We start from the raw sequence: 23,585 nt of genomic DNA, 5'->3' as shown, positions 1-23,585 counted from the left end.
TTGCCACGATTGCCCCCTTGCCCCGACCGCGCGGAATGGTCCACAGTCCGGTTAATATTTTGTAAACAGAGATCACATGTCCTTGCCCGATTATCTGCACACCCCGCATGGCCGCCGTATTGCGTATCACCAAAGCGCGGGAACCGGCCCCGGAGTGGTATTTCTCGGCGGTTTCAACTCGGACATGGGCGGCACAAAGGCGACCTATCTTCAGGATTGGGCCGAACGCACCGGCCGCGCTTACCTGCGCTTTGACTATTCCGGACACGGCGACTCCTCTGAAAAATTCGAGGACGGCTGCATCGGTCACTGGGCCGAGGACGCCGCCTGCGCCATCTCCGAACTGACCGAGGGGCCGCAGATTCTGGTCGGCTCGTCGATGGGCGGGTGGATTTCACTGCTGATGACCCAGCGCATCACCGCGCGCGTGGCGGGCCTTGTCACCATCGCCGCCGCCCCCGATTTCACCGAAGACAGCATGTGGGACAGCTTCACCGACACCCAGCGCGCCGAGGTGATGGAGCAGGGCGTGACCCTGCTGCCCTCGGAATACGGTGATCCCTATCCGATCACCCGCCGCATGATCGAGGACGGCCGCAACCAGCTGGTTCTGCGCAGCCCGCTGCCGCTGCCCTTTCCGGTGCGCTTTCTGCAAGGCACGGATGACGCCGATGTCGATATGTCCGTGGCCCTGCGCCTGCTGGATCACGCCACCGGCCCGGACATGCGCCTGACGCTGGTCAAGGGCGCGGATCACCGCTTCTCGGACCCCGAGGAGCTGGGCCTGATCACCGCCGCCATCGAAGAAATCCTGACAAAGATCGCGCCATGAAACGGACGCTCCGGCAGATTGCGTGGGTATTTCTGCTGGGCGTGTTGTCGCTGGCCGCGGTGATGTGGGCCTATGGCCCCTACGAGCCCGTCAATCCCGAAACCGGTTTCAACACCGCCCGCATCGGCGACGATCCCGCCGCCTTTCTGGCCGCGTCCGAGGCGCCCTATGCCGACCTGTTGCCCCATGCGCGCAAGCGTATCGTCTGGGCGGGCGAACCCGGCCAGAAAACCCCGCTGTCGGTGATCTTCCTGCACGGCTTTTCCGCCAGCGCCGAGGAGCTGCGCCCGCTGCCCGATGACGTGGCCGCCGCCCTTGGCGCGAACCTGTTCTACACCCGCCTCACCGGCCACGGCCGCAGCGATCCCGACGCGTTGAACGAAGGCACCGCCGACCGCTGGCTGCGCGACGCCGCCGAGGCGCTGGAGATCGGCCGCCGCATCGGCGAGCGTGTCATCGTGCTGTCCAACTCGACTGGCGGCACCCTTGCCGCGCTGTCCCTGACACAACGCGATCTGCGCGAAAACGTGGCCGGGGTGGCTTTTCTGTCCCCGAATTTCGGCATCAACAACCCCGCCGCGCCGCTGCTGACCATGCCCGCCGCGCGCCAGATCCTGCCAAAACTGCTGGGCACCCGCCGCAGCTGGACCCCGCGCACGCCCGAGCAGGGCCTCTACTGGACCACCGACTACCCGTCCGAGGCCGTCATGCCCCTTGCCGCCGTGGTCAAGGCCGCGCGAGAGGCGGATTACACGCAGGTCGATCTGCCCGCGCTGTTCTACTTCTCGCCTCTGGATCAGGTCGTCGACGCCACCCGGACCGAGGATTTCCTGCTGCGCTGGGGTGGCCCCGTCACCGTCCACCGCATCACCGAACTGCCCCCCGGCGATGACGAACATCACCACGTTCTGGCCGGCCGCGTGCTGTCTCCGGGCAACACGCCCGACGCCACGCGCGCCGTGCTGGACTGGATCAAGGGCCTGAAATGATGGAGCAACGCGTCAGCCTCATCACCCTCGCGGTCGATGATCTGGACCGCGCCGCGGCCTTCTACACCGCGATGGGCTGGACCCGCGCCGAAACGCCCCCCGGCATCGTCGTGTTCGACCTGCTGGGCCAGTCACTGGGCCTGTACCCGCGCGCCGATCTGGCCCGCGACATGGGCCTGTCTCCCGACGAGTTGGGCACCGGCGCGATGACGCTGGCCTGCAACACCCGCAGCCGCGATCAGGTCCAGACCCTGTTCGACGCCGCCGTTTCGGCCGGGGCGCGCGTTCTGAAACCGCCGCATGACGTGTTCTGGGGCGGTCATATCGCCTATGTCGCCGATCCCGACGGCCATATCTGGGAACTGGCCTGGAACCCTCACGCCCCCTTGCGGCAGGACGGCGCGTTTCGTTGGGCGGGCTATCCCGGGGCCGGTTGACAATGCCGGGGCCGCGCCGAAAAGTGCCGCCATGTTTGGTGATCAGGAGTGGGTGAGATGAACGAACCGCTGGTTCTGCTTCCGGGAATGATGTGCGACGCGCGCCTGTTCGGGCCGCAACTGACCGATCTCTCGCGCGATCAGGTGGTCACCGTCGCCCCCATCACCCAAGGTGACCGGGTTGAGGAGATCGCCTCGTCCATCCTGCCGCTGTTGCCGCAGCGATTTGCGCTGGCCGGGCTGTCGATGGGCGGCATCGTGGCGATGGAAATCCTGCGCCGCGCGCCCGAACGTGTCACCCGTATCGCCCTGATGGACACCAACGCGCTGGCCGAAACCCCCGCCAGCGCCGCCGCCTATGAACCGATGATCATCGGCGCCAAGTCCGGCAAGCTGGATCAGGTGATGCGCGACCTGATGCGCCCCGATTTCCTGGCCCCCGGTCCCCACCGCCCCGAGGTGCTGGCCGCCTTTCAGCAGATGGCCCGCGATCTGGGCCCCGAGGTCTTTGTCCGTCAGGTCCGCGCCCTGCAACGCCGCCGCGATCAGCAGGCGACCTTGCGCAAATGCAAATGCCCCGCGCTGGTGCTGTGCGGCGAACATGACGGGCTGACCCCGCTCAAACGCCACACCTTCATGGCCGAGCTGATTCCCTACGCCCATCTTGCCGTGATCCCCGAGGCGGGCCACCTGCCGACGCTGGAAAACCCCGCCGCGACCAACGCCGCCCTGCGCGACTGGCTGCGGATGCCGCTGGTGCTGCGCACGTGAAACCGGCCGGGGAAAAGGGCAGCCTGCGCCGCCTTGTGGCCCGCGTGCAGCTGTGGACCCGCACCCATCTGCCCCCCGGTCTGCGCCTTCTGGCCGGTTTGTTGCTGATTCTGGGCGGGGTGTTCGGATTCCTGCCGGTGCTGGGGTTCTGGATGATTCCCCTCGGGCTGGCCGTTGCCGCGCTGGACGTGGTGCCGCTGTGGCGCTGGATCACCGGGCGCGGCAAATGAAAAGGGCGCGAAGGTTTCCCCTCGCGCCCGTCATTCTTTAGCAACCGGATCGGATTACGACGCGGCCGTGGTCTTGGTGTTGTCTGCCACGACTTTCGGCTTGGCCGATTTCGCCGATTTGACCGGATCGCCCGAGTTGGCGTCGATGAAATCCAGCACCAGCGGGCGGATGTTGTCGCGCCAGCTTTTGCCAGCGAAGATGCCGTAGTGGCCGGCGCCCGGCTCCAGGTGGCTGGCTTTCTTGCTGTCCGGCAGGCCGGTGCACAGGCGCAGCGCGGCGATGCACTGACCGGGGGCCGAGATATCGTCATTCGCGCCTTCGACGGTTTTCACCGCGACGGTCGTGATCTTGCCGATATCCACTTTCTTGCCCTTCACGGTGAATTCGTTCTTGGCGATTTCACAGTTCTTGAAGATACGCTCGACGGTGGACAGGTAGAATTCGGCGGTCATGTCCATGACGGCAAGGTATTCGTCGTAGAAGCGGTTGTGCGCGTCGTGATCCGACGCCTCGCCGCGCACCACGCGCATGATCTGGTCCGAGAACGCCTTGGAGTGACGGTCGGCATTCATCGACATGAACGAGGACAGCTGCAGCAGGCCCGGATAGACCAGGCGGCCAACGCCCTTATATTTAAAGCCAACGCGCTGGATCATCAGCTCTTCCAGCTGGCCCATGGTGACGCGGTTGCCGAAATCGGTCACGTCGGTGGGGGTTGCGTCGGGGTCGATCGGACCACCGATCAGCGTCAGCGAGCGGGGCTGCGCGGCGGGCTCTTCCTCGGCCAGGTAGGCGGTGGCGGCCAGCGTCAGCGGTGCGGGCTGGCAGACGGCGATCACATGGGTGTCCGGACCCAGGTGCTTCATGAAATCGACAAGATACAGCGTGTAGTCTTCGACGTCGAACTTGCCTTCGGACACGGGAATGTCGCGCGCGTTATGCCAGTCGGTGATGTACACCTCACAGTTGACCAGCAGCGACTTCACGGTCGAGCGCAGCAGGGTCGCGTAGTGGCCCGACATCGGGGCGACCAGCAGGATCTTGCGCGGCTGTTCTTCGCGGCCCGAAACGTTGAAGTGAACCAGGTTGCCGAAGGCGCGTTCCACCACGGTGTCGATGTTGACCAGGTGGTCCTTGCCGTCTTCGCACGTGAAGGTGCGAATGCCCCAGTCGGGCTTGGCGACCATGCGCTCAAAGGTGCGTTCCGTGACCTGTCCCCAAGCCGACATCCACTGCAAAGCAGGGTTTGGCACCCACGAAAAAACCGGATAGGATGCAAAGGACAGGGCGGAGGCACCCAACCATTGGTTCGTGTTACGGAAAGTTTCCATAAGGTCGTATGTCGCCATATAGCGCATTTAGGTCTCCATGTTGCCGGTGTTCACCGGGGCTTTCCGTCGCGCTGCCCTGCAAAAGAACGACAGGTTTACCTGTTCACCGAAAATAATGCTGCGTGGCAGCGATACTAGTGGGGAATCATTAATATGACAACAAAAGAGGATGTCGCAGGCGAAAATTTGGAACGCCTGAACGCGAATCTCGCCAAGGTAGAGGAACTCTCGAAGCGATTGATTGCGGCGATGTCCAGCCGGAAGGCCGCAAACCCTACGTTGAACGGCCCCGATCAGGAGATGTTCATGAACGCGGCCACCTCCTATTGGCAGGAGATGGCAAAGAACCCCGCGCGCCTGTTCGAGACCCAGATGGAGTATTGGGGCAAGTCTGTCCGCCACTTCCTCGAGGCCCAGCAAGCGATGGCCCAAGGCATGGAGGCGCCCGAAGATTCCACCCCGACCGACCGGCGCTTCTCGAACCCCCTGTGGAAGACCAACCCCTATTTCAATTACATCAAGCAGCAATACATGCTGAACTCCGAGGCGTTGAAGAACGCCGTCGACAACATGCCCGATCTGGACAAGACCGAGCGCCGCCGCCTGACCTATTTCACGCAGCAGATCGTCGACCTGATGTCGCCCACCAATTTCCTGGGCACCAACCCCGACGCGCTGGAAAAGGCGATCAAGACCGACGGCGAATCCCTGGTGAAGGGCCTGGAAAACCTTGTCGCCGACATCGAGGCCTCGGGCGGCGAGCTTTTGGTGCGCCTGTCCGACGTCAACGCCTTCAAGGTCGGTGAAAACATCGGGGCCACCCCCGGCAGCGTGATCTACCGCAACCGCATGATGGAGCTGATCCAGTACAAGCCGACCACCGAAGAGGTGCACGCGACCCCGCTGATCATCTTCCCGCCGTGGATCAACAAGTTCTACATCATGGACCTGAAGCAAGAGAACAGCCTGATCAAGTGGATCACCGATCAGGGCTATACCCTCTATGTCGTGTCCTGGGTGAACCCGGATGAATCCTATGCCGATACCGGGCTCGAGGATTACATTCAGGACGGCTACCTGACCGCCATCCGCGAGGTGAAGGCGATCACCGGCCAGGATCAGGTCAACGTGATCGGCTACTGCATCGCCGGCACCACGCTGTCGATGACGCTGGCATGGATGAAGCACCAGGGCGACAACTCCGTCAAATCGGCCACCTTCTTTACCGCGCTGACGGATTTCTCGGATCAGGGCGAATTTACCCCGTTCCTGCAGGATGACTTCATCGACGGGATCGAGAAAGAGGTCGACGAACACGGCGTTCTGCGCTCGTTCATCATGTCGCGCACCTTCTCGTTCCTGCGCTCGAACGATCTGGTCTACGGTCCGGCGATCCGCAGCTACATGCTGGGCGAGGCACCGCCTGCCTTTGATCTGCTGTTCTGGAACGGCGACAGCACCAACCTGCCGGGCAAGATGACCAAGCAGTATCTGCGCAAGCTGTGCCAGGCCAACGAGTTCGCCGAGGGCGGGATCGAGCTGATGGACGACCGTCTGCAAATCGCCGACGTGGACATCCCGGTCTTCTTCATCGCCTGCGAGACCGACCACATCGCGGCGTGGAAAGACAGCTACCGCGGGGCGCAAAAGATGGGATCGTCGAACAAGACCTTCCTCGTCTCGGAATCCGGCCACATTGCGGGCATCGTGAATCCGCCGTCGAAAAAGAAGTATGGCCATTACACGAACACCGATATGTCCGGCACGCCTGACGAATGGATGAAGGGCGCCAAGTTCCACGAAGGCTCGTGGTGGCCGCGCTGGGAATCCTGGCTGGCCAAGCGGTCCGGCAAGATGGTTCCGGCCCGCGAACCCGGCGATTCGAGCCATCCGGTGCTGTGCGCAGCGCCGGGAACCTATGTTCTCCCTAGGTCAACTCGCTGATTTCCCTCCATAATTGAAAATATGCTGCGGCGCAGAAAAATAATCTTGATTTTCTGCGCCGCAGCATTCATATTCCTTTCAGACGCACAGAAACCGGGGTGGGCCCGGGATGCGCACCAAAAGGAATTTGAACATGGCAAAAGCTGCACAAGACTTCACCGCGATCATGAAAGACGTCCTGGGTTCGTTCCCCGTTGACACCAAAGCTTTCGAAGACGCGTTCAAAACCCAGGCAACCCTGAACGAAAAGCTGGCTGGCGTTGCTCTGTCGGCTGCTGAAAAGTCGTCGGACATCTCGGCCAAGTGGACCAAAGACACCCTGTCCAAGCTGGCAGACATGGCCAAAGCCAAAGCCGAGCCCGCTGACTACGCCAAAGCCCTGACCGATTTCGCATCGGCATCGGCTGAAGTTGCTGCCGAGAACATGGCCGCCTTCGCAGAAATCGCGAAGAAAGTTCAGATGGAAACCGTCGAGCTGCTGATGGCTGCTGGCAAAGACATCACCGAAGAAGCCTCGGCTGCTGTGCAGAAAGCTGCAAAAGAAGCAACCGTCGCGGCCAAGAAAGTCGCAGCGAAGTAATTTCGCAATCGCCGCATCGACCTCCTCCCAAAACAGATGCGTAGCGTGGGGCGGGCTTATTAAGCCCGCCCTTTCTTTTTGTTTTTTTGTGTCGTACGCTTTTGCTGCAACGCTGCATCACGGGAGGACGCCCATGGCCGAGGACACAAAGCCGCTTCTGATCAAACGCTACGCCAGCCGTCGTTTGTACAACACTGAAACCAGCGATTATGTCACGCTCGAGGACATCGCCGGCTTCATCCGCGAAGGGCGCGAAGTCCAGATCGTTGACCTGAAATCCGGCGATGACCTGACCCGTCAGTACCTGCTTCAGATCATCGCCGAGCACGAAAGCCGCGGCGAAAACATCCTGCCCGTGAACATCCTGACCGACCTGGTGCGCACCTACACCAACTCGGCCGGTTCGATGGTGCCGCAATTCCTGCAAAGCTATTTCGACATGATGCGCGATGGTCAGGAAAAGATGATGGAAAGCATGAGCAAGGCAAACCCGATGGCCAAGATGCCCGGGTTCGAAGCCATGCAAGCCCAGCAAGAGGCGTTCCTGAAGGCGATGACCAGCGGTCTGGGCAAGCAGTGGGGCAGCTCTGGTCCCGCGAAAGAGGCCGAGGGCGAGGACAACCTGGACGCCATCAAGAAGCAACTGGCCGATCTGCAGTCCAAACTGTCCAAGATGGGCAAATAAGCTGAATGGTTGACAGCCCGGGGCGTATCACGCTCTGGGGGGTCGAAGTGTTCGTGGCCACCGCCGAAGAGGGCAGCATCTCGGCGGCGGCGCGGCGTCTGGGCGCCAGCCCGTCGGCCATTTCCCAGCAGCTGACCAATCTCGAAACCGCGATGGGCGCCACCTTGCTGCATCGCAACGCGCGCCCGATGGCGCTGACCCCGGCCGGAGAGTTGTTCCGCCGCCGGGCCTCGGCCATTCTGAACGAGGCCGCGCAGGCCCGGGCCGAGCTGGCGATGGCCGACATGACCGCGCTGACCCGCTTTCGCCTTGGCGCGATCGAGGATTTCGAGGCCGACGTCACCCCCCGCCTGCTGATCGGTCTGGCCGAGCGGCTGAAGGGCAGCCAGTTCCTGCTGGAAACCGGGGCCAGCCATCACCTGCATGACCAGCTTGACGCTCGCGCGCTGGACGTCATCATCGCCGCCGAAATGGGCCCCCCCGCCGACTGGGCCGAGGTGCACCCGATCCTGACCGAGGGCTTCGTCGCCGTTCTGCCCAAGGGCCGCGTCGACCCCGGCGCCGACCTGATGGCGCAGTTGCAGACGCTACCGCTGGTGCAGGTCACCACCCGCCATTACATGGGCCGCCTTTTGGCCGCGCATCTGGCCCGTCAGGGCCTGCATCTGCCCCACCGGTTCGAGCTGGACAGCTATCACGCCATCCTCGCCCTTGTCGCGCAGGGGGTGGGTTGGTCGATCCTGCCGCCGCTGGCGCTGATGCGGGGCCGCCGCTTTGCCGGGGCGCTGGACGTGGTGCAGCTGCCCTTTGCGCCGCTGACCCGCACCATCGCCGTCACCGCCCGGCGTGACATCCTGCAGGACATGCCCGAACAGCTCGCCGCCCAGCTGAAACCCATCGTGGCCGAGGTCATCCTGGACCCCGCCGTCGCCGCCTATCCGTTCATGCGCGACGTGCTTCAGTTGGCGTAAACCACCTCCAGCCGCAGATCCGGGCGCAGCATCCAGTCGAAATAGCTCTCGCGGATGGCCATCCCCTTGGGCCCCGGCGCGGCATTGCCATAGCGCGTGTCGTTGACCTGCGCCACCGGCACCACCCCGCCCGAGGACGTGCTCAGGAACACCTCGTCCGCCTCCAGCAGCTCGTGCAAGGGCAGGGCGCGCACCTCGATCTGGTATCCCTTGTCCGCGCAAATCTCCAACACCGTGCGCCGGGTCAGCCCCTCCAGCACGCCGCGATCCGGTGTCACCACCCGGTTGCCGAAAATCGCGAACACGTTAAAGCCCGGCCCCTCGGTCACGTTGCCCGCATGGTCGGTCAGCAGCGTCGTATCGCAGTCGCGATCCTTGGCCGCGAACAGCCCCTGCGTGAAATCCCCCCAGTGATAGTTCTTGGCCCGCGGGTTCACGCAATCCTCGGGGATGCGGTGGATGTCGTCGGGGATGTAGACGCGCACGCCCTCGGCGATCCGCGCGGGCGGGATGATGTTCACATAGGGCACGCACCAGCCGATGAAATGGTTGGCGCAATAGCGCGGGTCGCGCGTCCCCGGGATTAGCGGCGAGCCCCGCAGCGCCACCATTGCCACATAGGCATCCCGCAGCCCCGAGGCCGCCACCATCTCGATCAGCGCGGCGCGGATCTGGCCGCGATCCAGACCCACGTCCAGCCGAACTGCCGCCATCGAGGCCATGAACCGGTCCAGGTAGTCGTCCAGCCGGAAAAACCCGCCGCGCCAGACCGGCACCACGTCATAGGTCGCGTCGCTATGGGTCAGGCCCCAGTCCAGCACCCCGATGCTGGCCTCGCCGATCGGCACCACGCGCCCCTTGACCCAGGCCGCGCCCGCACTGAAATCCGTCATCGCCTTGCTCCCTGTTGTTGAGAGCAACCCTGCGGCGACCTCCGCCCGAAGTAAAGCTCAGGCGTAGGCCCGCAGGTTCCCCATCACGTCCTGCGCCGCGCGGATCAGCGCCTCGGCGATCAGGTCCAACTCGGGCAGTTGCAGGCGCGCGGGCAGGCGGGCGTCGCAGGCCTTCATCAGCATCGCGCGGGTCTGCGGCAGGTCGGGGATCGCCTCCATGAACTGCCAGTTCCAGAACGCCCGCGCGTTGTCGGTGCTGATGCCAAAGATCTGCACCTTGACCCCGCGCTTGGCCGCCGCCCCCTCGAACGCGCGCACCTCGTCGTCGTTCATGCCCACCAGGTTGAACTGGATCGAGTCCGGCGCCCGTTCTTCGGGCCCCAGCTTTTCGGGCACGTTGATCCACGGCGAGCCGTTCAGCTTGGCCGCGACGTAATCATGGTTGCGCCGCCCGTCGCGGACCCGGCGCGCGACCTCTGCGATCTGCGGGCGCACCAGCGCGGCGGACAGGTTGTTCAGACGCAGGTTGTACAGCGGCAACTGGTTTTGCCAGCGCGCAAACGCCTCGGCCAGCGCCTGCGCATCCGCGTCCGTCTGGGCGTGGTGCTTCTTCCAGTTATGCTCATATGCGCCCGACATGATGACCGCCCGCGCCACGATATCCGCGTCGTCGGTGATCAGGATGCCGCCCTCGCCCGAGTTCAGCAGCTTGTAGCTTTGGAACGAGAAGCAGCCGACCTTGCCAAGCGTTCCGATTTTCCTTCCGTGCCAGGTGGTTCCCAAAGAATGCGCCGCATCCTCGATCACAGGAATGCCGCGGGCGTCGCACAGCCGCATGATCGCGTCCATATCCGAGGTATGGCCGCGCATGTGGCTGATGATCACCGCGTCGATTCTATCGTCCAGCCGGGTTTCAAAATCGTTAATATCCAGGCGATAATTGTCGGCGACCTCTGCCAGAACCGGCTCGCAATCCGCATGCACGATCGAGGACGGCACCGCCGCAAAGGTGAACGCCGGGATCAGCACCCGCGCGCCGCGCGGCAGCCCCAGCGCCTTCAGCGACAGGAACAGCGCGGCCGAGCACGACGACACCGCCAGCGCATATTTCACGCCCATGAACTGCGCGAATTCCTTCTCCAGCAATGTCACCGGCGCGTTTTCGGGCGCGGTATAGCGGAACAGGTCGCCGGTCTGCAGCAGGCGCTCGATCTCGGCGCGGGCGGCTTCGGGGATCGGTTCGGCATCGTAGACATTGGGGGGCAAAGTCATTTCGGATTTCCTGAATAGTCTTTTCGGTTTTGTTAAAGGAAAATCCGGGGCGGGCCAAATGAATTTCCGATGACATCAGCGTACGAAAAACCCCGGAAACCTTACGATTCCCGGGGTTAACTGGATGTAAACGGGGCGTTTTTCAGATGCCCAAACGGTCGCGCAAGCTGAACCATGTCATCGCCAGCACCAGCAGAGGGCTGCGCAGCGCGGCCCCGCCCGGAAAGGCCGGCGTTGGCATTTTCTCCATGATATCAAAGCCTTCGGCGTCGCCTTGAATGGCCTTGGCCATCAGCATCCCGGCATGGGTGGCGGTGCCGACCCCATGCCCTGAATAGCCCGAGGCCGACATCACCGTCTTGCCCACCCGCGCCAGCAACGGCAGCCGTTTCATCGTTATTCCCAGCGTTCCGCCCCAGGCGTAATCGATCCTAACATCCTGAAGATGCGGGAAAATTTCCAACATCGGCTTGCGCACCTTGGCGGCAATATCGTTGGGGAAACGATAGCCATAGCTCTCGCCTCCGCCAAACAGCAGCCGTCCGTCATGCGACAATTTGAAGTAATTCACGACGAATTTTGTATCCGCCACGGCAATGTCCCGCGCCAGAACGGTTTTCGCTTTGTCTCCAAGGGGTTCCGTCGCCACAACGAAGTTGTTGATCGGCATCACCCGCGCCGCGACCTTGCCGTTCAGCCCGCCCATATAGCCGTTGCACGCCAGGATCACATGGTTGGCCTGCACATGGCCCTGATCCGTCCGCACCGTGTTGGGGGCACCCTCAACCACTTGATGCACATGGGTATTTTCAAAAATCCGCACGCCCGCTTTCTGTGCGGCCCGCGCCAGACCCAGCGCCAGGTTCAGCGGATGCAGGTGCGCCGCGCCCATATCCAGCAGCCCGCCCTTATAGGCCGGCGAGGGGCAAATCTCCGCGCACTCTTCCTCACTCAGCGCGCTCAGATGGTCATAACCGTAGTCGCGCTGCATATGCTCGACATAGCCGTGCAGATCGCGTACCTCGCCCGCGCTGAACCCGGTCCAGGCAATACCCGGCCGCAAGTGGCAGTTAATTTCATGCTTTGAAATCAACCCCTTGACCAGATCCTTCGCCTCTTCGCCCAGATCCCACAGCCGCCGCGCATGATCAAGCCCAACGATCTTCTCCAGGCTCTCCTGATCCTGCCTCTGGCCGCTGCCCAACTGCCCGCCATTGCGCCCCGAGGCGCCAAAGCCCACGCGATGCGCCTCCAGCAACACCACGTCGAACCCGGCCTCCGCCAGGTGCAGCGCCGCCGACAGCCCGGTATAGCCGGCGCCCACCACGCAGACATCTGCCCGCTCCGCCCCTTTAAGTATCGGAAACGGCGCCAGAAAATCCGCCGTCGCCGCATACCAGCTTTCGGGGTATTCCCCCCGCACGTCATTGGAATAGAGCAGGTCCACAGTGCCCCCTTCTTCTTTTTCCAAATATCCTCGGGGTGAATTGGCCATAGGCCAAGAGGGGCAGACAGCCCCTGACCCCGCGCGCCTACGGCGCGCAAAACCTGCGCCGTCCGGCTTGTCCGGACGGCACCGCCTTATACGTTCAGCAACAGGTGCTCACGCTCCCACGGGCTGATCACCTGCAGGAATTCCTCGTATTCCGAGCGTTTCACGATCGAGTATACCCGCGCGAAATCCGGGTGCAGTATCTCGTGCAGCTTGGTCGCTTCCTCGAACTGGTCCAGCGCGTCGCCCATCACGCGGGGGATATCCTCCTCGCCCTCATAGGCATCGCCCTTGAAGCTGGGGCCTGCGCGTTTTTCTTCCATCAGGCCCAGATATCCGCAGGCCAGCGAGGCCGCGATGCCTAGGTAGGGGTTGCAATCCATGCCGGCCAGACGGTTCTCGACCCGGCGCGATTGCGGGCCGGACAGCGGTACGCGGATACCCGTCGTGCGGTTATCCCGACCCCAGGCCAGGTTGATCGGCGCCGCGTGGTCGCGCACGTAGCGGCGGTACGAGTTCACATAGGGCGCCAGCACCGCGATGGCCGAGGGCAGGTGGTTCTGCAAACCCCCAATGAAGTGGAAGAACGCGTCCGTCTCACCGCCCTGCGGGCCCGAGAACAGGTTGGTGCCGTCCTCCATGTCGATCACCGAGTGGTGGATGTGCATGGCACTCCCCGGCTCGTCCGCGATCGGTTTGGCCATGAATGTGGCGAAACAGTTGTGCCGCAGCGCCGCCTCGCGGATCAGGCGTTTGAAGTAGAACACCTCGTCCGCCAGCCGCACCGGGTCGCCGTGTTGCAGGTTGATCTCCAGCTGACCGGCGCCGCCTTCCTGGGTGATGCCGTCGATTTCCAGACCCATGGCTTCGGCGAAGTCATAGATGTCGTCGATCACGGGGCCGAACTCGTCCACTGCCGACATCGAGTAGGCCTGACGCGCCGCGGCCGGACGGCCCGAGCGGCCCATCATCGGCTCGATGCTCTTGGCCGGGTCCAGGTTGCGGGCGACCAGGTAGAACTCCATCTCGGGGGCCACGACCGGCTGCCAGCCTTGCTTGTTGTACAGCTCGACCACCCGCTTCAGCACGTTGCGCGGCGAGTAGGGGATCGGCCGGCCTTTGCGGTCGAACGCGTCGTGAATGACCTGCAGCGTCGTGTCGCCCGTCCAGGGCGCGGCAATTGCGGTGGTCATGTCGGGGCGCAGGATCATGTCCCGCTCGATGAACCCCTCGTCGCCAGCCGCTTCGCCCCAGTCGCCGGTGATCGTCTGATAGAAGATCGAGTCCGGCAGGTGGAAATACGCCTGCTTTTCAAACTTGCCGGCCGGCACGGCCTTGCCGCGCGCGATGCCCGGCAGGTCGGCGACGATGCATTCGACCTCGTCCAAGCGGCGGTCCGCCAGAAAGGTCTGGGTGATTTCGGGTAGGGTACTGATCCAGTCACTCATATCTTTTCCCCCTTCAGGACCGCCGCCATCTTCTGGCCAAGGGCCGCGTTGTCCACGGGTTGTGTCAGGTTTTCGGTTGCGCGGGCGATCAGATCGTCGGGGACGACGCCCTTGGCGCGGTAATCCAGCAGGCCGCCGATCACCGTCGCGGTGAATTCGGGGTGGGGCTGGATCGTCAGGATGTTGTCGCCATAGGCCAGCATGGCGTTTTCGCAAAAGTCGTTCGAGGCCAGAACCCGCGCGCCCTCGGGCCGCTGCACGACCTGGTCCTGGTGCCACGCGTTCAGCTGCACCGGCGCGCCGCCCATGTCATAGGTCTGACGGCCGGTCGCCCAGCCGCCCTGGAACTTCTCGACCTTACCGCCCAGGGCCTGCGCGATGATCTGGTGGCCAAAGCACACGCCGACCATCGGCTTGCCGCTATCGCGGATCTGACGGATCAACGCCTCCAGTGGGGGCAGCCAGGCGTGGTCTTCGTAGACGCCGTGGCGCGATCCGGTGATCAGCCAGGCATCGGCATCGTCCGGGCCGTCGGGGAACTGGTTGTCCACCACCTCCCATGTCTGGAAGTCGAACCCGTGCCCGTCCAGCAGGCGGGCGAACATCGCCGGATAATCCCCCGAGGTTTCCACCACGGGATCAGGCGCATAGCCGGTTTGCAGAATGCCGATTTTCATAAATCACCAGTTGGTTGATGGCTATAAACCTAGTCCCGCCCATCCAGCGGAACAAGGGGAGGCCGCCGCCCGCGGCCCCCATTCCGTCAGACGGTATCGAGGTAGATCTCGACCTGCTCTTCAGGGGTCAGTTCGTTCATGTAGAACATCTCTTGCCGCTTGGTCAGCACGAAGTTGCGGACCAGGTCGGCGCTGAAGATGCGCTTGACGATGTCGCTGTTTTCGAAGGCGCTGATCGCCTTTTCCCAGTTGTCCGGGATCTGCGGCAGGTCCAGCGCATAGGCGTTGCCGGTGATCGGTTCGGGCGGGTCCAGCCGGTCCTCGATGCCGATCAGGGCCGCGCCCAGGATTGCCGTCAGCAGCAGGTAGGGGTTCACGTCGCCGCCGGCCACGCGATGTTCCATCCGCCGTGCCTTGGGGCTGCCCGAGGGCACGCGGATCGCCGAGGTCCGGTTTTCATACGCCCAGCAGATCCCCGTCGGCGCGTGCGCGCCCGGCACCATCCGGTCATAGCTGTTCGAATGCGGCGCAAAGATCAGCGCGCTGTCGTGCATCGCGTGGATGCAGCCCGCGATCGCCTGGTGCAGCAGCTTCGATCCCTGCGGCGTGCCATCGTCGAACACGTTGTTGCCGTTCTTGTCGATCAGCGAGAAATGCGTGTGCAGACCCGAGCCCGCGTAATCCTCGTACGGCTTGGCCATGAAGGACGCCGCAAACCCGTGTTTGCGCGCCAGACCCTTGACCAGCATCTTGAACAGCCAAGCGTCGTCGGCGGCGCGCAGGGCGTCGTCGCAATGCATCAGGTTGATCTCGAACTGGCCCAGACCGGCCTCGGAAATCGCGGTGTCGGCGGGGATGTCCATCTCCTCGCACGCGTCGTAGAGGTCGGTAAAGAACGTGTCGAAACTGTCCAGCGCGCGGATCGACATGGTTTCCGCTGCCTTCCGGCGCTTGCCGGATCGCGGGCTGATCGGGATGCGCAGGTCGCGGCCCGAATCGTCGATCAGGAAGAACTCCATCTCCATCGCCACGACCGGGGTCAGGCCCAGATCCTTGAACCGTTCCACGATGGCGCGCAGCGCGTGGCGCGGATCGCCGTCATAGGGGCGGCCGTCCTCGCGGTACATCCAGATCGGCAGCAGCGCGGTCGGCGCCTCCAGCCAGGGCATGGGCATGAAGCCCCGCTCGGTCGGGCGCAGCACGCCGTCAGCATCGCCGCTGTCGAAAATCAGCGGGCTGTCGTCGATATCTTCGCCCCAGATGTCCAGGTTCAACACGGAAAGCGGGAAGCGTGTGCCGTCCTCGACCACCTTATCCGCAAAGCGGGTGGGGACGCGTTTGCCGCGCGGTTGTCCGTTCAGATCCGCCGCGGCCACACGAATTGTTCGCACCTCGGGGTGCTTTCTCAGCCAGTTCTTCATCATCTCACAGATGAGGCCGTCCCTGCAGGCCAGACGCAAGAAAAACTTGCGTCACATACGTGCCGGGGCCATGCCCTTGGTCCCTTTTGCTTTTGTTATGATCAAATTTTCGGCAGCGGACAGTGGCTGTAAGTTACCCCATTCTTAGTTATCCTACCGGCGTCCGTGCAATTTGATCAAATATTTTGTACTACCGGATCAGTCGAGGACGCAAGCGAATTTTGCGACGGTATTCTTGCGGAAGGTGACGGTTCAGGCGTTTGTTGATCAACCCGAAGACGGTGATGACGATCAGCGTCAGCAGGATGAAGTAGCCCGCCAGAATCGGGTAGGGGATGAACGGGTTGAACGTCTTTTCTGCGAAATAGCTGGCGTAATACAGCGCGTCGCCCTGTTGCCGCCAGGCCGGGAAGCCCGAGAAGAACACCAGCGTGGTCGCGTGGAACAGAAAGATCGCCTCGTTCGTGTAGGCGGGCCAGGCCAGTCGCAGCGTGGTCGGCCAGGTGATGCGGCGGAACTTCTTCCAGCCGCTGAATCCATAGGCATCGGCGGCCTCGCTTTCGCCCTTGGGGACGGTGCGCAGCGCGCCGTAAAAGATCTCACCCGAGTAAGCGGCGGTGTTGAAGAACAGCACCACCAGCGCGCCGATCCACGCATCGGTGAAGGGGGCAAAGGCGGGCACCAGTTTCTTCAGCGACAGGAACAGGAAGTAGCCAAAGAAGAACTGGATGAACAACGGCGAGCCGCGGAACACGAAGATGAACCATTCCGCAGGCTTGCGGATCACCGGGTTGGTCGCGTTCTTGCCCATCGCCAGCGCGGTCGCCAGAAAGAACCCGGCGATCAGGGCCACGATGCCGAAATAGATGTTCCACAACATGCCCGAGCCGATCAGCGTGAACTGGTGGCACAGGGTGAAATCGGTCTTGGGCAGCAGCCGCTCGCCAATCCCAAGCGAGCGCAGGCCGTAATCCTGGATGATCTGAAGGCAGCTCATGCTTCGGCCCTCCGCATCGCTTCGCCTGCGGCGGTGGCTTGTCCGTGCGACAGGCGGCGCATGATGCGTTCCAGCACGATCTCGGAAACACGGGTGAAGCTCAGGTAGAACACCAGCAGCCCCAGGAAGTACCACAGCCGCCAGTCGGGATGCGGGTAATCGGTGTAGCGCGGGGTTTTCGAGGCACCAAGCTCGCGCGCCCAATACACGATGTCCTCGACCCCCAGCAGGAACAGCAGCGGCGTGGCCTTGATCAGCACCATCCACAGGTTCGACAGGCCGGGCAGGGCATAGACCCACATCTGCGGCACCAGCACCCGCCAGAACGCCTGCCTGCGGGTCATGCCATAGGCATAGGCGGTTTCCATCTGCGCATGGGGGACGGCCCGCATCGCGCCGTACAGCACGTTGGCCGCAAAGGCGCCGAACACGATCGAGAAGGTCAGAACCGCCAGGCTGAAGCCATAGACCTCATGCACCCATTGCGGCGCGTCGTTCAGCGGCAGTTTCGCGGCCGCGCAGACGACGAAATCGTTGCCCTGACGGATCGGCTGATCCCAGTCGGGGCATTTGATCTGGTGGCGCAGCCACTCGAATCCCTGGTCCAGCGCGATCACGAAGAACAGGAAGAACGCGATGTCCGGCACCCCGCGCACGATGGCGATGTACAGCTTGCCCACCCAGCTGAGCGGCGCGATATGCGACTTGGCCGCCATCGCCCCGGCAAAGCCAAAGGACAGCGCGACCGGCGCGGTGATCGCCAGCAGCAACAGCACCGTCCCAAGCGAATAGAACAGCATCATGTGCTTGGTCGTCGTCAGGTAGCAGCTGAGCCAAGTCAGCCCTTCCAGCGTCGAGGGGTCGGTGCAATAGGGGAACATCGGTCAGATCCGGATGGGGCAGGGGCGCATCACGCCCCCGCCGGTTTCAGGGGATGGCTTAGAATGCCTCGCCGATTTCCCACTTGGCGATCAGCGCGTTCAGGCTGCCGTCATCCTTCATCGACTGGATCGCGGCGTCGAACTTGTCGCGCAGCGCCGAGTCGGACTTGCGGATGCCCATGCCGACACCGCCGCCGATCAGCTCTTCGCGGTCCAGGAACATCAGCTTGTCGTTCGAGCCGACCATGTCCTTCAGGCTGGCCTTGTCGGCCAGAACGGCATCGGCTTCGCCGTTCAGAACTGCGGCCATTGCTTCGTCAGCCGTTGCGAATTCGACCAGCTTCCAGCCCTGCGCGGCCACAAAGGACGCCTGGATGGTGTTGGCCTGCGCCGCGACGACGCCGTTTGCCAGGTCCACATCGGTGCTCAGCGCGGCATAGGCCGAGGGATCGGGCTGGGTGTAGTTCTGGGTGAAGTCGATCTTTTCCTTGCGCTCGTCGGTGATCGACATGCCCGCGATGATGGTGTCGTAGTTGCCCGACACCAGGTTCGGGATGATCGAATCCCAGTCGTTGGTGACCCATTCACAGGTCAGTTCGGCGCGTTTGCACAGCTCGTCGCCCAGCTCGCGCTCGAACCCGTCCACTTCGCCCTTGTCGTTGACAAAGTTGTACGGAGGGTAGGCGCCCTCGGTGCCCATGCGGATGGTTTCCGCCAGGCCCATGCCTGCGGTCAGGGCCAGCACGGCGGTCGTGAGGATCAGTTTCTTCATGGTTTGCTCCCGTTGAGTTGAGTTATCGCCCGTCGTCGCCCCTTACAGGTGCGAGGTGACCGACAGGAATTGTTGCAGCCGTTCGGTCTGCGGATTGCCGAACAGCTGATCGGGCGCGCCTTCTTCTTCGATGCGGCCCTGATGCAGGAAAACGACGTGATCGCTGACATCATGCGCCATTTTCATGTCATGAGTCACGATCAGCATGGTGCGCCCTTCGGCGGCCAGGTCCTTGATGACCTTGACCACTTCTTGCTCCAGCTCGGGATCCAGCGCACTGGTGGGTTCGTCGAACAGAATCGCCTGAGGCTCCATGCACAGCGCGCGCGCGATCGCGGCCCGCTGCTGTTGCCCGCCCGACAGCTGCGCCGGGTAGACGTCGCATTTGTCGCCGATGCCGACCTTGTCCAGATAGGCGCGCGCGGCGGTTTCCACCTCGGCCTTGTCGCGGCCCAGCACCGTCACCGGCGCCTCCATCACGTTTTGCAGGATGGTCAGGTGGGCCCACAGGTTGAACTGCTGGAACACCATCGACAGGTTGGTGCGGATGCGCAGTACCTGCTTGGCGTCGGCGGGCTGGCGATGGTGGCCGTTGCCTTTCCATTTCACCGGCTCGCCGTCGAACAGGATGTCGCCCTGCTGGCTGTCTTCCAGCAGGTTGGCGCAGCGCAGGATGGTGGATTTCCCCGACCCCGAAGAGCCGATCAACGAGACGACATCGCCGCGATGCGCGGTAATATCGACACCCTTGAGCACTTCGAGCGAGCCATAGGCTTTGTGTAGTCCCCGAATCTGGATGACTGGTTCATTTGCGGACACGTCCGACCCCGGTCTTTTTTGTTGTTGTTCTGAGTCCGGTAGTAGGGCGGAAAAATCGACGTCACGCAACGTACAAAGCGCCGAAATGCGGACGGAATCGACACAGTTTACCCGCCGTCAACGTCACATTGCCGTAGGTTTTGCCAGTCAGGCTTGTACGCTCAGGGTTGATTTTCCACCCGCTGGCGGGCCATCGCGCTGTCGCGGTCGTTGATCCCCAGCAGGTTCGAGACCAGCCGCAGCAGCGCGTCCTCGGCGTCGTCGCGGCTGCCATCGGCCAGTACCACGGCCCACAGCGCCTCGATGACGGCGATGCGGTCGTCATGCGCGACGGCATCCTTGATCGCGCGGGTGAAGCGCACGGTGTCGGGGGCCTCTGTCTCCAGCTGGGCGGCGTCGGCCAGCAGCTGTTCGGCACCCTCGGGCGACAGGCCATAGCGGCGGGTGACGATCTTCAGGATGCGCGCGCGTTCCTCGGCATCGAAATGCCCGTCCGAGCGCGCAACCCGCACCAACAGCGCCGTCAGCGCCAGGCGCGCGTCGGTGTCGGGCAGGGGGGCGGGGCCGGGCTGAACCAGCCGCTTCAGGAAATCTGCAAACATGTCTGGCATATAGGCGCTTTGGGTCGGCGCGCCAATGGCTTATCCCTGTTCGTCCAGTTGGCGCACCGCACTGGCGCGGGCCAGCGCGTTGTCGGCCTCGGACAGGCCCAGGGCGTGCTTGGCGCGGTCGACCACGGCCAGTTCCTCGGGGCGTTCGGCGCCATCGGCCAGCGCGACCTGCCACATCGCCTCCAGTGCACCCAGCCGTTCGTCGAAATCCACGCCCTCGCGGATCATTTCCGAGAACACATCCATATGCGGCGCGTGTTCCTCCAGCCGTTCGCAGGTGGCGCGCATTTTTGCCGCAGCCACCACGTTCAGTCCGAACAATTGCTGAAAAATCCGGTCGATCCGGCGGATCTCTCTGACGTTGTAGTTGTGGTCGGACTTGGCCACTCGCACCAAAAGCGCACCCAGGGCCAGTTTCTCGTCTGGCTCGGGTAAGTCCTTGGGTTTGTTGCCTTTGAAGTGACGGAACAGGTGCGCGAACATATGCCAACGCTACGCGCGCTTGCGATTCTCGCAAAAGGAAAAGACGCGCTTCGCCGGTGATGCGCGCAGATTTTGTGGCAATGCGGCGACAGTGCGATTGCCTCAGACCTGTCACAATTCGTCCGCAAAAATTCCCACAATGGTTAATACAACCTAAAGGGTAGGGGCGAAAACCAGCAGGAGTTCGGCGATGAACCGGATTGTTTCGAAAGAGTGGGACGGGCTGACGGCGGAGACGCCAAGCGATCCGACTCGCGCGGCGGCAGACGCTGCGATTGCTTTCGATTGGGATACCGGCGACATGCGCGTGCTGGGGCGCCTGATGTCAAAGGTCGGGCTGGATCTGGCCACCGCCGTGCAGGTTTTCCTGAACGGCCGGCCGCAGGATTTCAACCACATGGCCAAGGACGACGTGCCGCTGCAGGACAGCGCGCGCTGCGCGATGCTGGACTGCCTGCACCGCAAGATTCAGTGCGGTTTCTACCTGCCGGATCACGAGGTCGGCCTGGCCCCCGTCCGCGCTCAGGCCGAGGACTGGATCGCCCGGCAAAGGCTGGACCGCACGCAGGGCCGTGTCGGCCGCTGGGTGTTCGACGAGGCGAAATTCGCCGCGATTTCAGACAATGGCCCGCTGACCATCGTCCGGGCCGAGCGCAAGGACTCGCGCCCCACCTTCCTGCGGGTGCTGATGGAGCCGATCTGGCTCTGACCGAGAACCTGAAACGCAAAACGGGGCCCGCTGGGCCCCGATTTCGTTTCTGAGCCGCTGATCAGACCAGGCGCGAGGCATCCACCGCCGCGCGCACGAAATCCTTGAACAGCGGATGCGGCGCAAAGGGCTTCGACTTCAGCTCGGGGTGATATTGCACGCCGATGAACCAGGGGTGGTCTTTCCACTCCACGATTTCCGGCAGGCGGCCGTCCGGCGACATCCCCGAGAAGCTCAGCCCGCAGGCTTCCAGTTTCTCGCGGTACTTGATGTCCACCTCATAGCGGTGACGGTGGCGTTCCTCGATCGCGGTGCCGCCGTAGACCTGCGCGACCTTGGACCCTTCGGCCAGAACCGCGTTATAGGCGCCCAGACGCATCGTGCCGCCCTTGGCGTCGTTGGCCTTGCGCTGCACGGTGGCGTTGCCCTGCACCCATTCCTTCAGGTGGTAGACGACCGGCTCGAACCGCTTGGCGCCAGCCTCGTGGTCGAATTCCTCGGATCCCGCTGCCGAGATGCCGGCCGCGTTCCGCGCCGCTTCGATCACGGCCATTTGCATGCCCAGACAGATGCCCAGATAGGGGATCTTGCGGGTGCGTGCGAATTCCGCCGCCTTGATCTTGCCCTCGGTGCCGCGCTCGCCAAAGCCGCCGGGCACCAGGATCGCGTTGAAGCCTTCCAGATAGGGGGCCGGGTCCTCGTTGTCGAAGATTTCGGCGTCCACCCACTCGACCTTGACCTTGACCCGGTTGGCCATGCCACCGTGGGTCAGCGCCTCTTTGATCGACTTGTAGGCGTCCTCCAGCTGGACGTATTTGCCCACGATCGCGACCTTCACCTCGCCGTCGGTGTGGTGGATGCGGTCGACCACGTCCTCCCATTTCGACAGGTCGGGGCGCGGGGCGGGCGAAATGTCGAACGCATCCAGAACCGCCTGGTCCAGCCCCTCGCGGTGATAGGCCAGCGGCGCTTCGTAGATCGAGTTCAGGTCGTAAGCGGCGATCACCGCCTCTTTGCGCACGTTGCAGAACAGCGCGATCTTCTCGCGCTCTTTCTCGGGGATCGGGTGCTCGGACCGGCACACCAGCACGTCGGGCGCGATCCCGATGGATTGCAGCTCTTTCACGCTGTGCTGGGTCGGCTTGGTCTTCAGCTCTCCGCTCGCCGCCAGATAGGGCAGCAGCGTCAGGTGCATAAAGATGCACTGCCCGCGCGGCTTGTCGTGGCTGAACTGGCGGATCGCCTCAAAGAAGGGCAGCCCCTCGATGTCGCCGACCGTGCCGCCGATTTCACACAGCATGAAATCGACCTCGTCATCGCCGATCGACAGGAAATCCTTGATCTCGTTGGTGACGTGCGGAACCACCTGGATCGTTTTGCCCAGGTAATCGCCGCGGCGTTCGCGCTCCAGCACGTTGGAATAGATTCGCCCCGAGCTGACCGAGTCGGTCTTGCGCGCCGGCACCCCGGTGAAGCGTTCGTAGTGGCCCAGGTCCAGGTCGGTTTCCGCGCCGTCGTCCGTGACGAACACTTCGCCATGCTCGAACGGGCTCATCGTGCCGGGGTCCACGTTCAGGTAGGGGTCCAGCTTGCGCAGCCGCACCGAGAACCCGCGTGCCTGCAACAAAGCCCCCAGCGCTGCCGAGGCCAAACCCTTGCCCAGCGAGGACACAACACCACCCGTGATGAAGATATATCGAGCCATTCCGGCGTCTCCCGTGTTTTGTCCGGCATCTCTGCCAAATGCTCGGCCCCAACGGTTTTGAAAACCGCAGCTCCACGGGACTCAAGCCATATCAGATTCGCAAAAAAACGCAAGATGACCGCAAGATGCTGTTGCGGTCATCCGCTGAAAAACAAGCGGTAGTGGTCAGTCCGCGCGGGGGACGATCGGGCCGCTTTCACCAGCCGACGGCGGCAGCAATGCGTTGCCGGGCGCGGGCTCTGCCGGGGTGGTTTCCTCCGCTGCCGGGGCTTCGCCGCCCAGACGGTCCAGAACCGAGCTGCCGGCCGATTTCTCGGCTGCGATCACGGTCAGCGCCAGCGAGGTGCAGATGAACGCGATGGCCAGTCCCCAGGTCACCTTGCTCAGGGCCGTGGCTGCCGCGCGGGCCGAAATCGCCCCGCCGCCGCCGCCCATCCCCAGGCCGCCACCTTCGGACCGTTGCAGAAGCACGATGCCGATCAGCGAAAGCGCCAGAAGAAGGTGGATGATGAGAACGACGTTTTCCATTGCAGCCTGCCCAAGATGTCTGTCCGCGCCTATTTAGGCAAAACCCTTCCCGCCCGCAACCCGCCATTCCTGACGAAAGGCATCATTCCCGGTTCAGACGTATATG

25 protein-coding genes are annotated in these 23,585 nt (G+C 63.2%); 10 read left to right on the top strand and 15 right to left on the bottom strand.

The annotated features are described in order from the left end of the window. Window positions 1-76: 76 nt before the first annotated feature. The 5 genes from E7681_RS04700 to E7681_RS04680 are packed head-to-tail and all read left to right on the top strand — an operon-like array spanning window position 77 to window position 3,259. On the top strand, window positions 77-832 hold the full coding sequence (locus tag E7681_RS04700) for an alpha/beta hydrolase (RefSeq protein WP_136338120.1): 756 nt from the start codon (window positions 77-79) through the stop codon (window positions 830-832). Then, complete coding sequence (locus tag E7681_RS04695; RefSeq protein ID WP_136338119.1) at window positions 829-1,821, top strand: alpha/beta hydrolase; 993 nt, start codon at window positions 829-831, stop codon at window positions 1,819-1,821. Before E7681_RS04700 ends, E7681_RS04695 begins: the two co-directional genes overlap by 4 nt. Next, a complete protein-coding gene (locus E7681_RS04690; protein WP_136338455.1) occupies window positions 1,821-2,258 on the top strand; it encodes a VOC family protein in 438 nt (145 codons plus the stop codon). The genes E7681_RS04695 and E7681_RS04690 overlap by 1 nt, the downstream gene beginning before the upstream one ends. A 57-nt stretch (window positions 2,259-2,315) precedes the next feature. After that, on the top strand, window positions 2,316-3,029 hold the full coding sequence (locus E7681_RS04685) for an alpha/beta fold hydrolase (protein WP_136338118.1): 714 nt from the start codon (window positions 2,316-2,318) through the stop codon (window positions 3,027-3,029). Continuing rightward, window positions 3,026-3,259 carry a hypothetical protein gene (locus E7681_RS04680; RefSeq protein ID WP_246032404.1) on the top strand — a complete coding sequence of 78 codons (234 nt, stop codon included), beginning with the start codon at window positions 3,026-3,028 and terminating at the stop codon, window positions 3,257-3,259. The genes E7681_RS04685 and E7681_RS04680 overlap by 4 nt, the downstream gene beginning before the upstream one ends. A gap of 54 nt (window positions 3,260-3,313) precedes the next feature. Here E7681_RS04680 and phaZ read toward each other — a convergent pair whose 3' ends face one another. Then, on the bottom strand, window positions 3,314-4,618 hold the full coding sequence (gene phaZ, locus E7681_RS04675) for a polyhydroxyalkanoate depolymerase (RefSeq protein WP_136338117.1): 1,305 nt from the start codon (window positions 4,616-4,618) through the stop codon (window positions 3,314-3,316). Window positions 4,619-4,744: 126 nt separating this feature from the next. On the opposite strand from phaZ, the gene E7681_RS04670 reads away from it, so the two are divergent. The 4 genes from E7681_RS04670 (at window position 4,745) to E7681_RS04655 (ending at window position 8,771) form a co-directional block, all read left to right on the top strand. Further along, window positions 4,745-6,535, top strand: a complete 1,791-nt coding sequence (locus E7681_RS04670; RefSeq protein WP_136338116.1) for a PHA/PHB synthase family protein — start codon at window positions 4,745-4,747, stop codon at window positions 6,533-6,535. Window positions 6,536-6,668: 133 nt separating this feature from the next. Further along, window positions 6,669-7,115, top strand: a complete 447-nt coding sequence (locus E7681_RS04665) for a phasin, PhaP (protein WP_136338115.1) — start codon at window positions 6,669-6,671, stop codon at window positions 7,113-7,115. 133 nt (window positions 7,116-7,248) lie between these two features. Next, window positions 7,249-7,800 (top strand): polyhydroxyalkanoate synthesis repressor PhaR, encoded by a 552-nt coding sequence (gene phaR, locus E7681_RS04660; RefSeq protein WP_136338114.1) that lies wholly within the window; start codon window positions 7,249-7,251, stop codon window positions 7,798-7,800. Between the two features lie 5 nt (window positions 7,801-7,805). Next, window positions 7,806-8,771 carry a LysR family transcriptional regulator gene (locus E7681_RS04655; protein WP_136338113.1) on the top strand — a complete coding sequence of 322 codons (966 nt, stop codon included), beginning with the start codon at window positions 7,806-7,808 and terminating at the stop codon, window positions 8,769-8,771. Here the strand turns inward: E7681_RS04655 and E7681_RS04650 are convergent. The 12 genes from E7681_RS04650 to E7681_RS04595 all read right to left on the bottom strand — a co-directional run bounded on the left by E7681_RS04650 (window position 8,759) and on the right by E7681_RS04595 (window position 20,537). Next, on the bottom strand, window positions 8,759-9,664 hold the full coding sequence (locus tag E7681_RS04650) for an aminotransferase class IV (protein ID WP_136338112.1): 906 nt from the start codon (window positions 9,662-9,664) through the stop codon (window positions 8,759-8,761). The genes E7681_RS04655 and E7681_RS04650 overlap by 13 nt on opposite strands. Before the next feature lie 57 nt (window positions 9,665-9,721). Next, window positions 9,722-10,936, bottom strand: coding sequence for a DegT/DnrJ/EryC1/StrS family aminotransferase (locus tag E7681_RS04645; RefSeq protein ID WP_136338111.1), 1,215 nt, complete (start codon window positions 10,934-10,936; stop codon window positions 9,722-9,724). Window positions 10,937-11,078: 142 nt separating this feature from the next. Continuing rightward, window positions 11,079-12,383 (bottom strand): NAD(P)/FAD-dependent oxidoreductase, encoded by a 1,305-nt coding sequence (locus E7681_RS04640; protein ID WP_136338110.1) that lies wholly within the window; start codon window positions 12,381-12,383, stop codon window positions 11,079-11,081. Window positions 12,384-12,517: 134 nt separating this feature from the next. Further along, window positions 12,518-13,876 carry a glutamine synthetase family protein gene (locus E7681_RS04635; RefSeq protein ID WP_136338109.1) on the bottom strand — a complete coding sequence of 453 codons (1,359 nt, stop codon included), beginning with the start codon at window positions 13,874-13,876 and terminating at the stop codon, window positions 12,518-12,520. Continuing rightward, the gene (locus tag E7681_RS04630; protein WP_136338108.1) at window positions 13,873-14,553 is read right to left on the bottom strand and encodes a type 1 glutamine amidotransferase; all 681 of its coding nucleotides are present in this window, start codon (window positions 14,551-14,553) and stop codon (window positions 13,873-13,875) included. Before E7681_RS04630 ends, E7681_RS04635 begins: the two co-directional genes overlap by 4 nt. Window positions 14,554-14,639: 86 nt before the next feature. Beyond that, window positions 14,640-15,974: a glutamine synthetase family protein gene (locus E7681_RS04625; protein ID WP_136338453.1), complete on the bottom strand. Its 1,335-nt coding sequence runs from the start codon at window positions 15,972-15,974 to the stop codon at window positions 14,640-14,642. Window positions 15,975-16,164: 190 nt separating this feature from the next. Next, on the bottom strand, window positions 16,165-16,971 hold the full coding sequence (locus tag E7681_RS04620) for an ABC transporter permease (RefSeq protein ID WP_136338107.1): 807 nt from the start codon (window positions 16,969-16,971) through the stop codon (window positions 16,165-16,167). After that, on the bottom strand, window positions 16,968-17,852 hold the full coding sequence (locus E7681_RS04615; protein WP_136338106.1) for an ABC transporter permease: 885 nt from the start codon (window positions 17,850-17,852) through the stop codon (window positions 16,968-16,970). Before E7681_RS04615 ends, E7681_RS04620 begins: the two co-directional genes overlap by 4 nt. A 58-nt stretch (window positions 17,853-17,910) precedes the next feature. Then, window positions 17,911-18,624, bottom strand: coding sequence for a transporter substrate-binding domain-containing protein (locus tag E7681_RS04610; RefSeq protein WP_136338105.1), 714 nt, complete (start codon window positions 18,622-18,624; stop codon window positions 17,911-17,913). A gap of 42 nt (window positions 18,625-18,666) precedes the next feature. After that, window positions 18,667-19,443, bottom strand: a complete 777-nt coding sequence (locus E7681_RS04605; protein WP_136338104.1) for an ABC transporter ATP-binding protein — start codon at window positions 19,441-19,443, stop codon at window positions 18,667-18,669. Window positions 19,444-19,604: 161 nt separating this feature from the next. After that, the gene (locus tag E7681_RS04600) at window positions 19,605-20,045 is read right to left on the bottom strand and encodes a tellurite resistance TerB family protein (RefSeq protein ID WP_136338103.1); all 441 of its coding nucleotides are present in this window, start codon (window positions 20,043-20,045) and stop codon (window positions 19,605-19,607) included. A gap of 39 nt (window positions 20,046-20,084) precedes the next feature. Beyond that, window positions 20,085-20,537, bottom strand: coding sequence for a tellurite resistance TerB family protein (locus tag E7681_RS04595; protein ID WP_136338102.1), 453 nt, complete (start codon window positions 20,535-20,537; stop codon window positions 20,085-20,087). Between the two features lie 190 nt (window positions 20,538-20,727). Between E7681_RS04595 and E7681_RS04590 the strand changes: the two genes are divergently transcribed. Then, window positions 20,728-21,246 carry a hypothetical protein gene (locus E7681_RS04590; protein WP_136338101.1) on the top strand — a complete coding sequence of 173 codons (519 nt, stop codon included), beginning with the start codon at window positions 20,728-20,730 and terminating at the stop codon, window positions 21,244-21,246. A 61-nt stretch (window positions 21,247-21,307) separates the two neighbouring features. On the opposite strand, the gene E7681_RS04585 is transcribed toward E7681_RS04590, so the two are convergent. Both E7681_RS04585 and secG read right to left on the bottom strand, forming a co-directional pair. Continuing rightward, entirely contained in the window at window positions 21,308-22,951 is a 1,644-nt protein-coding gene (locus E7681_RS04585) for a CTP synthase (protein ID WP_136338100.1), read from the bottom strand. Between the two features lie 165 nt (window positions 22,952-23,116). Then, window positions 23,117-23,479, bottom strand: coding sequence for a preprotein translocase subunit SecG (secG, locus tag E7681_RS04580; protein ID WP_136338099.1), 363 nt, complete (start codon window positions 23,477-23,479; stop codon window positions 23,117-23,119). Window positions 23,480-23,585 lie beyond the last annotated feature (106 nt).

It is taken from the genome of Thalassobius vesicularis, from assembly GCF_004799325.1.
Lineage (GTDB): Bacteria > Pseudomonadota > Alphaproteobacteria > Rhodobacterales > Rhodobacteraceae > Thalassobius > Thalassobius vesicularis.
Note: the sequence above shows the minus strand (reverse complement) of the source record. Positions and strands in the feature narration are given on the sequence as shown.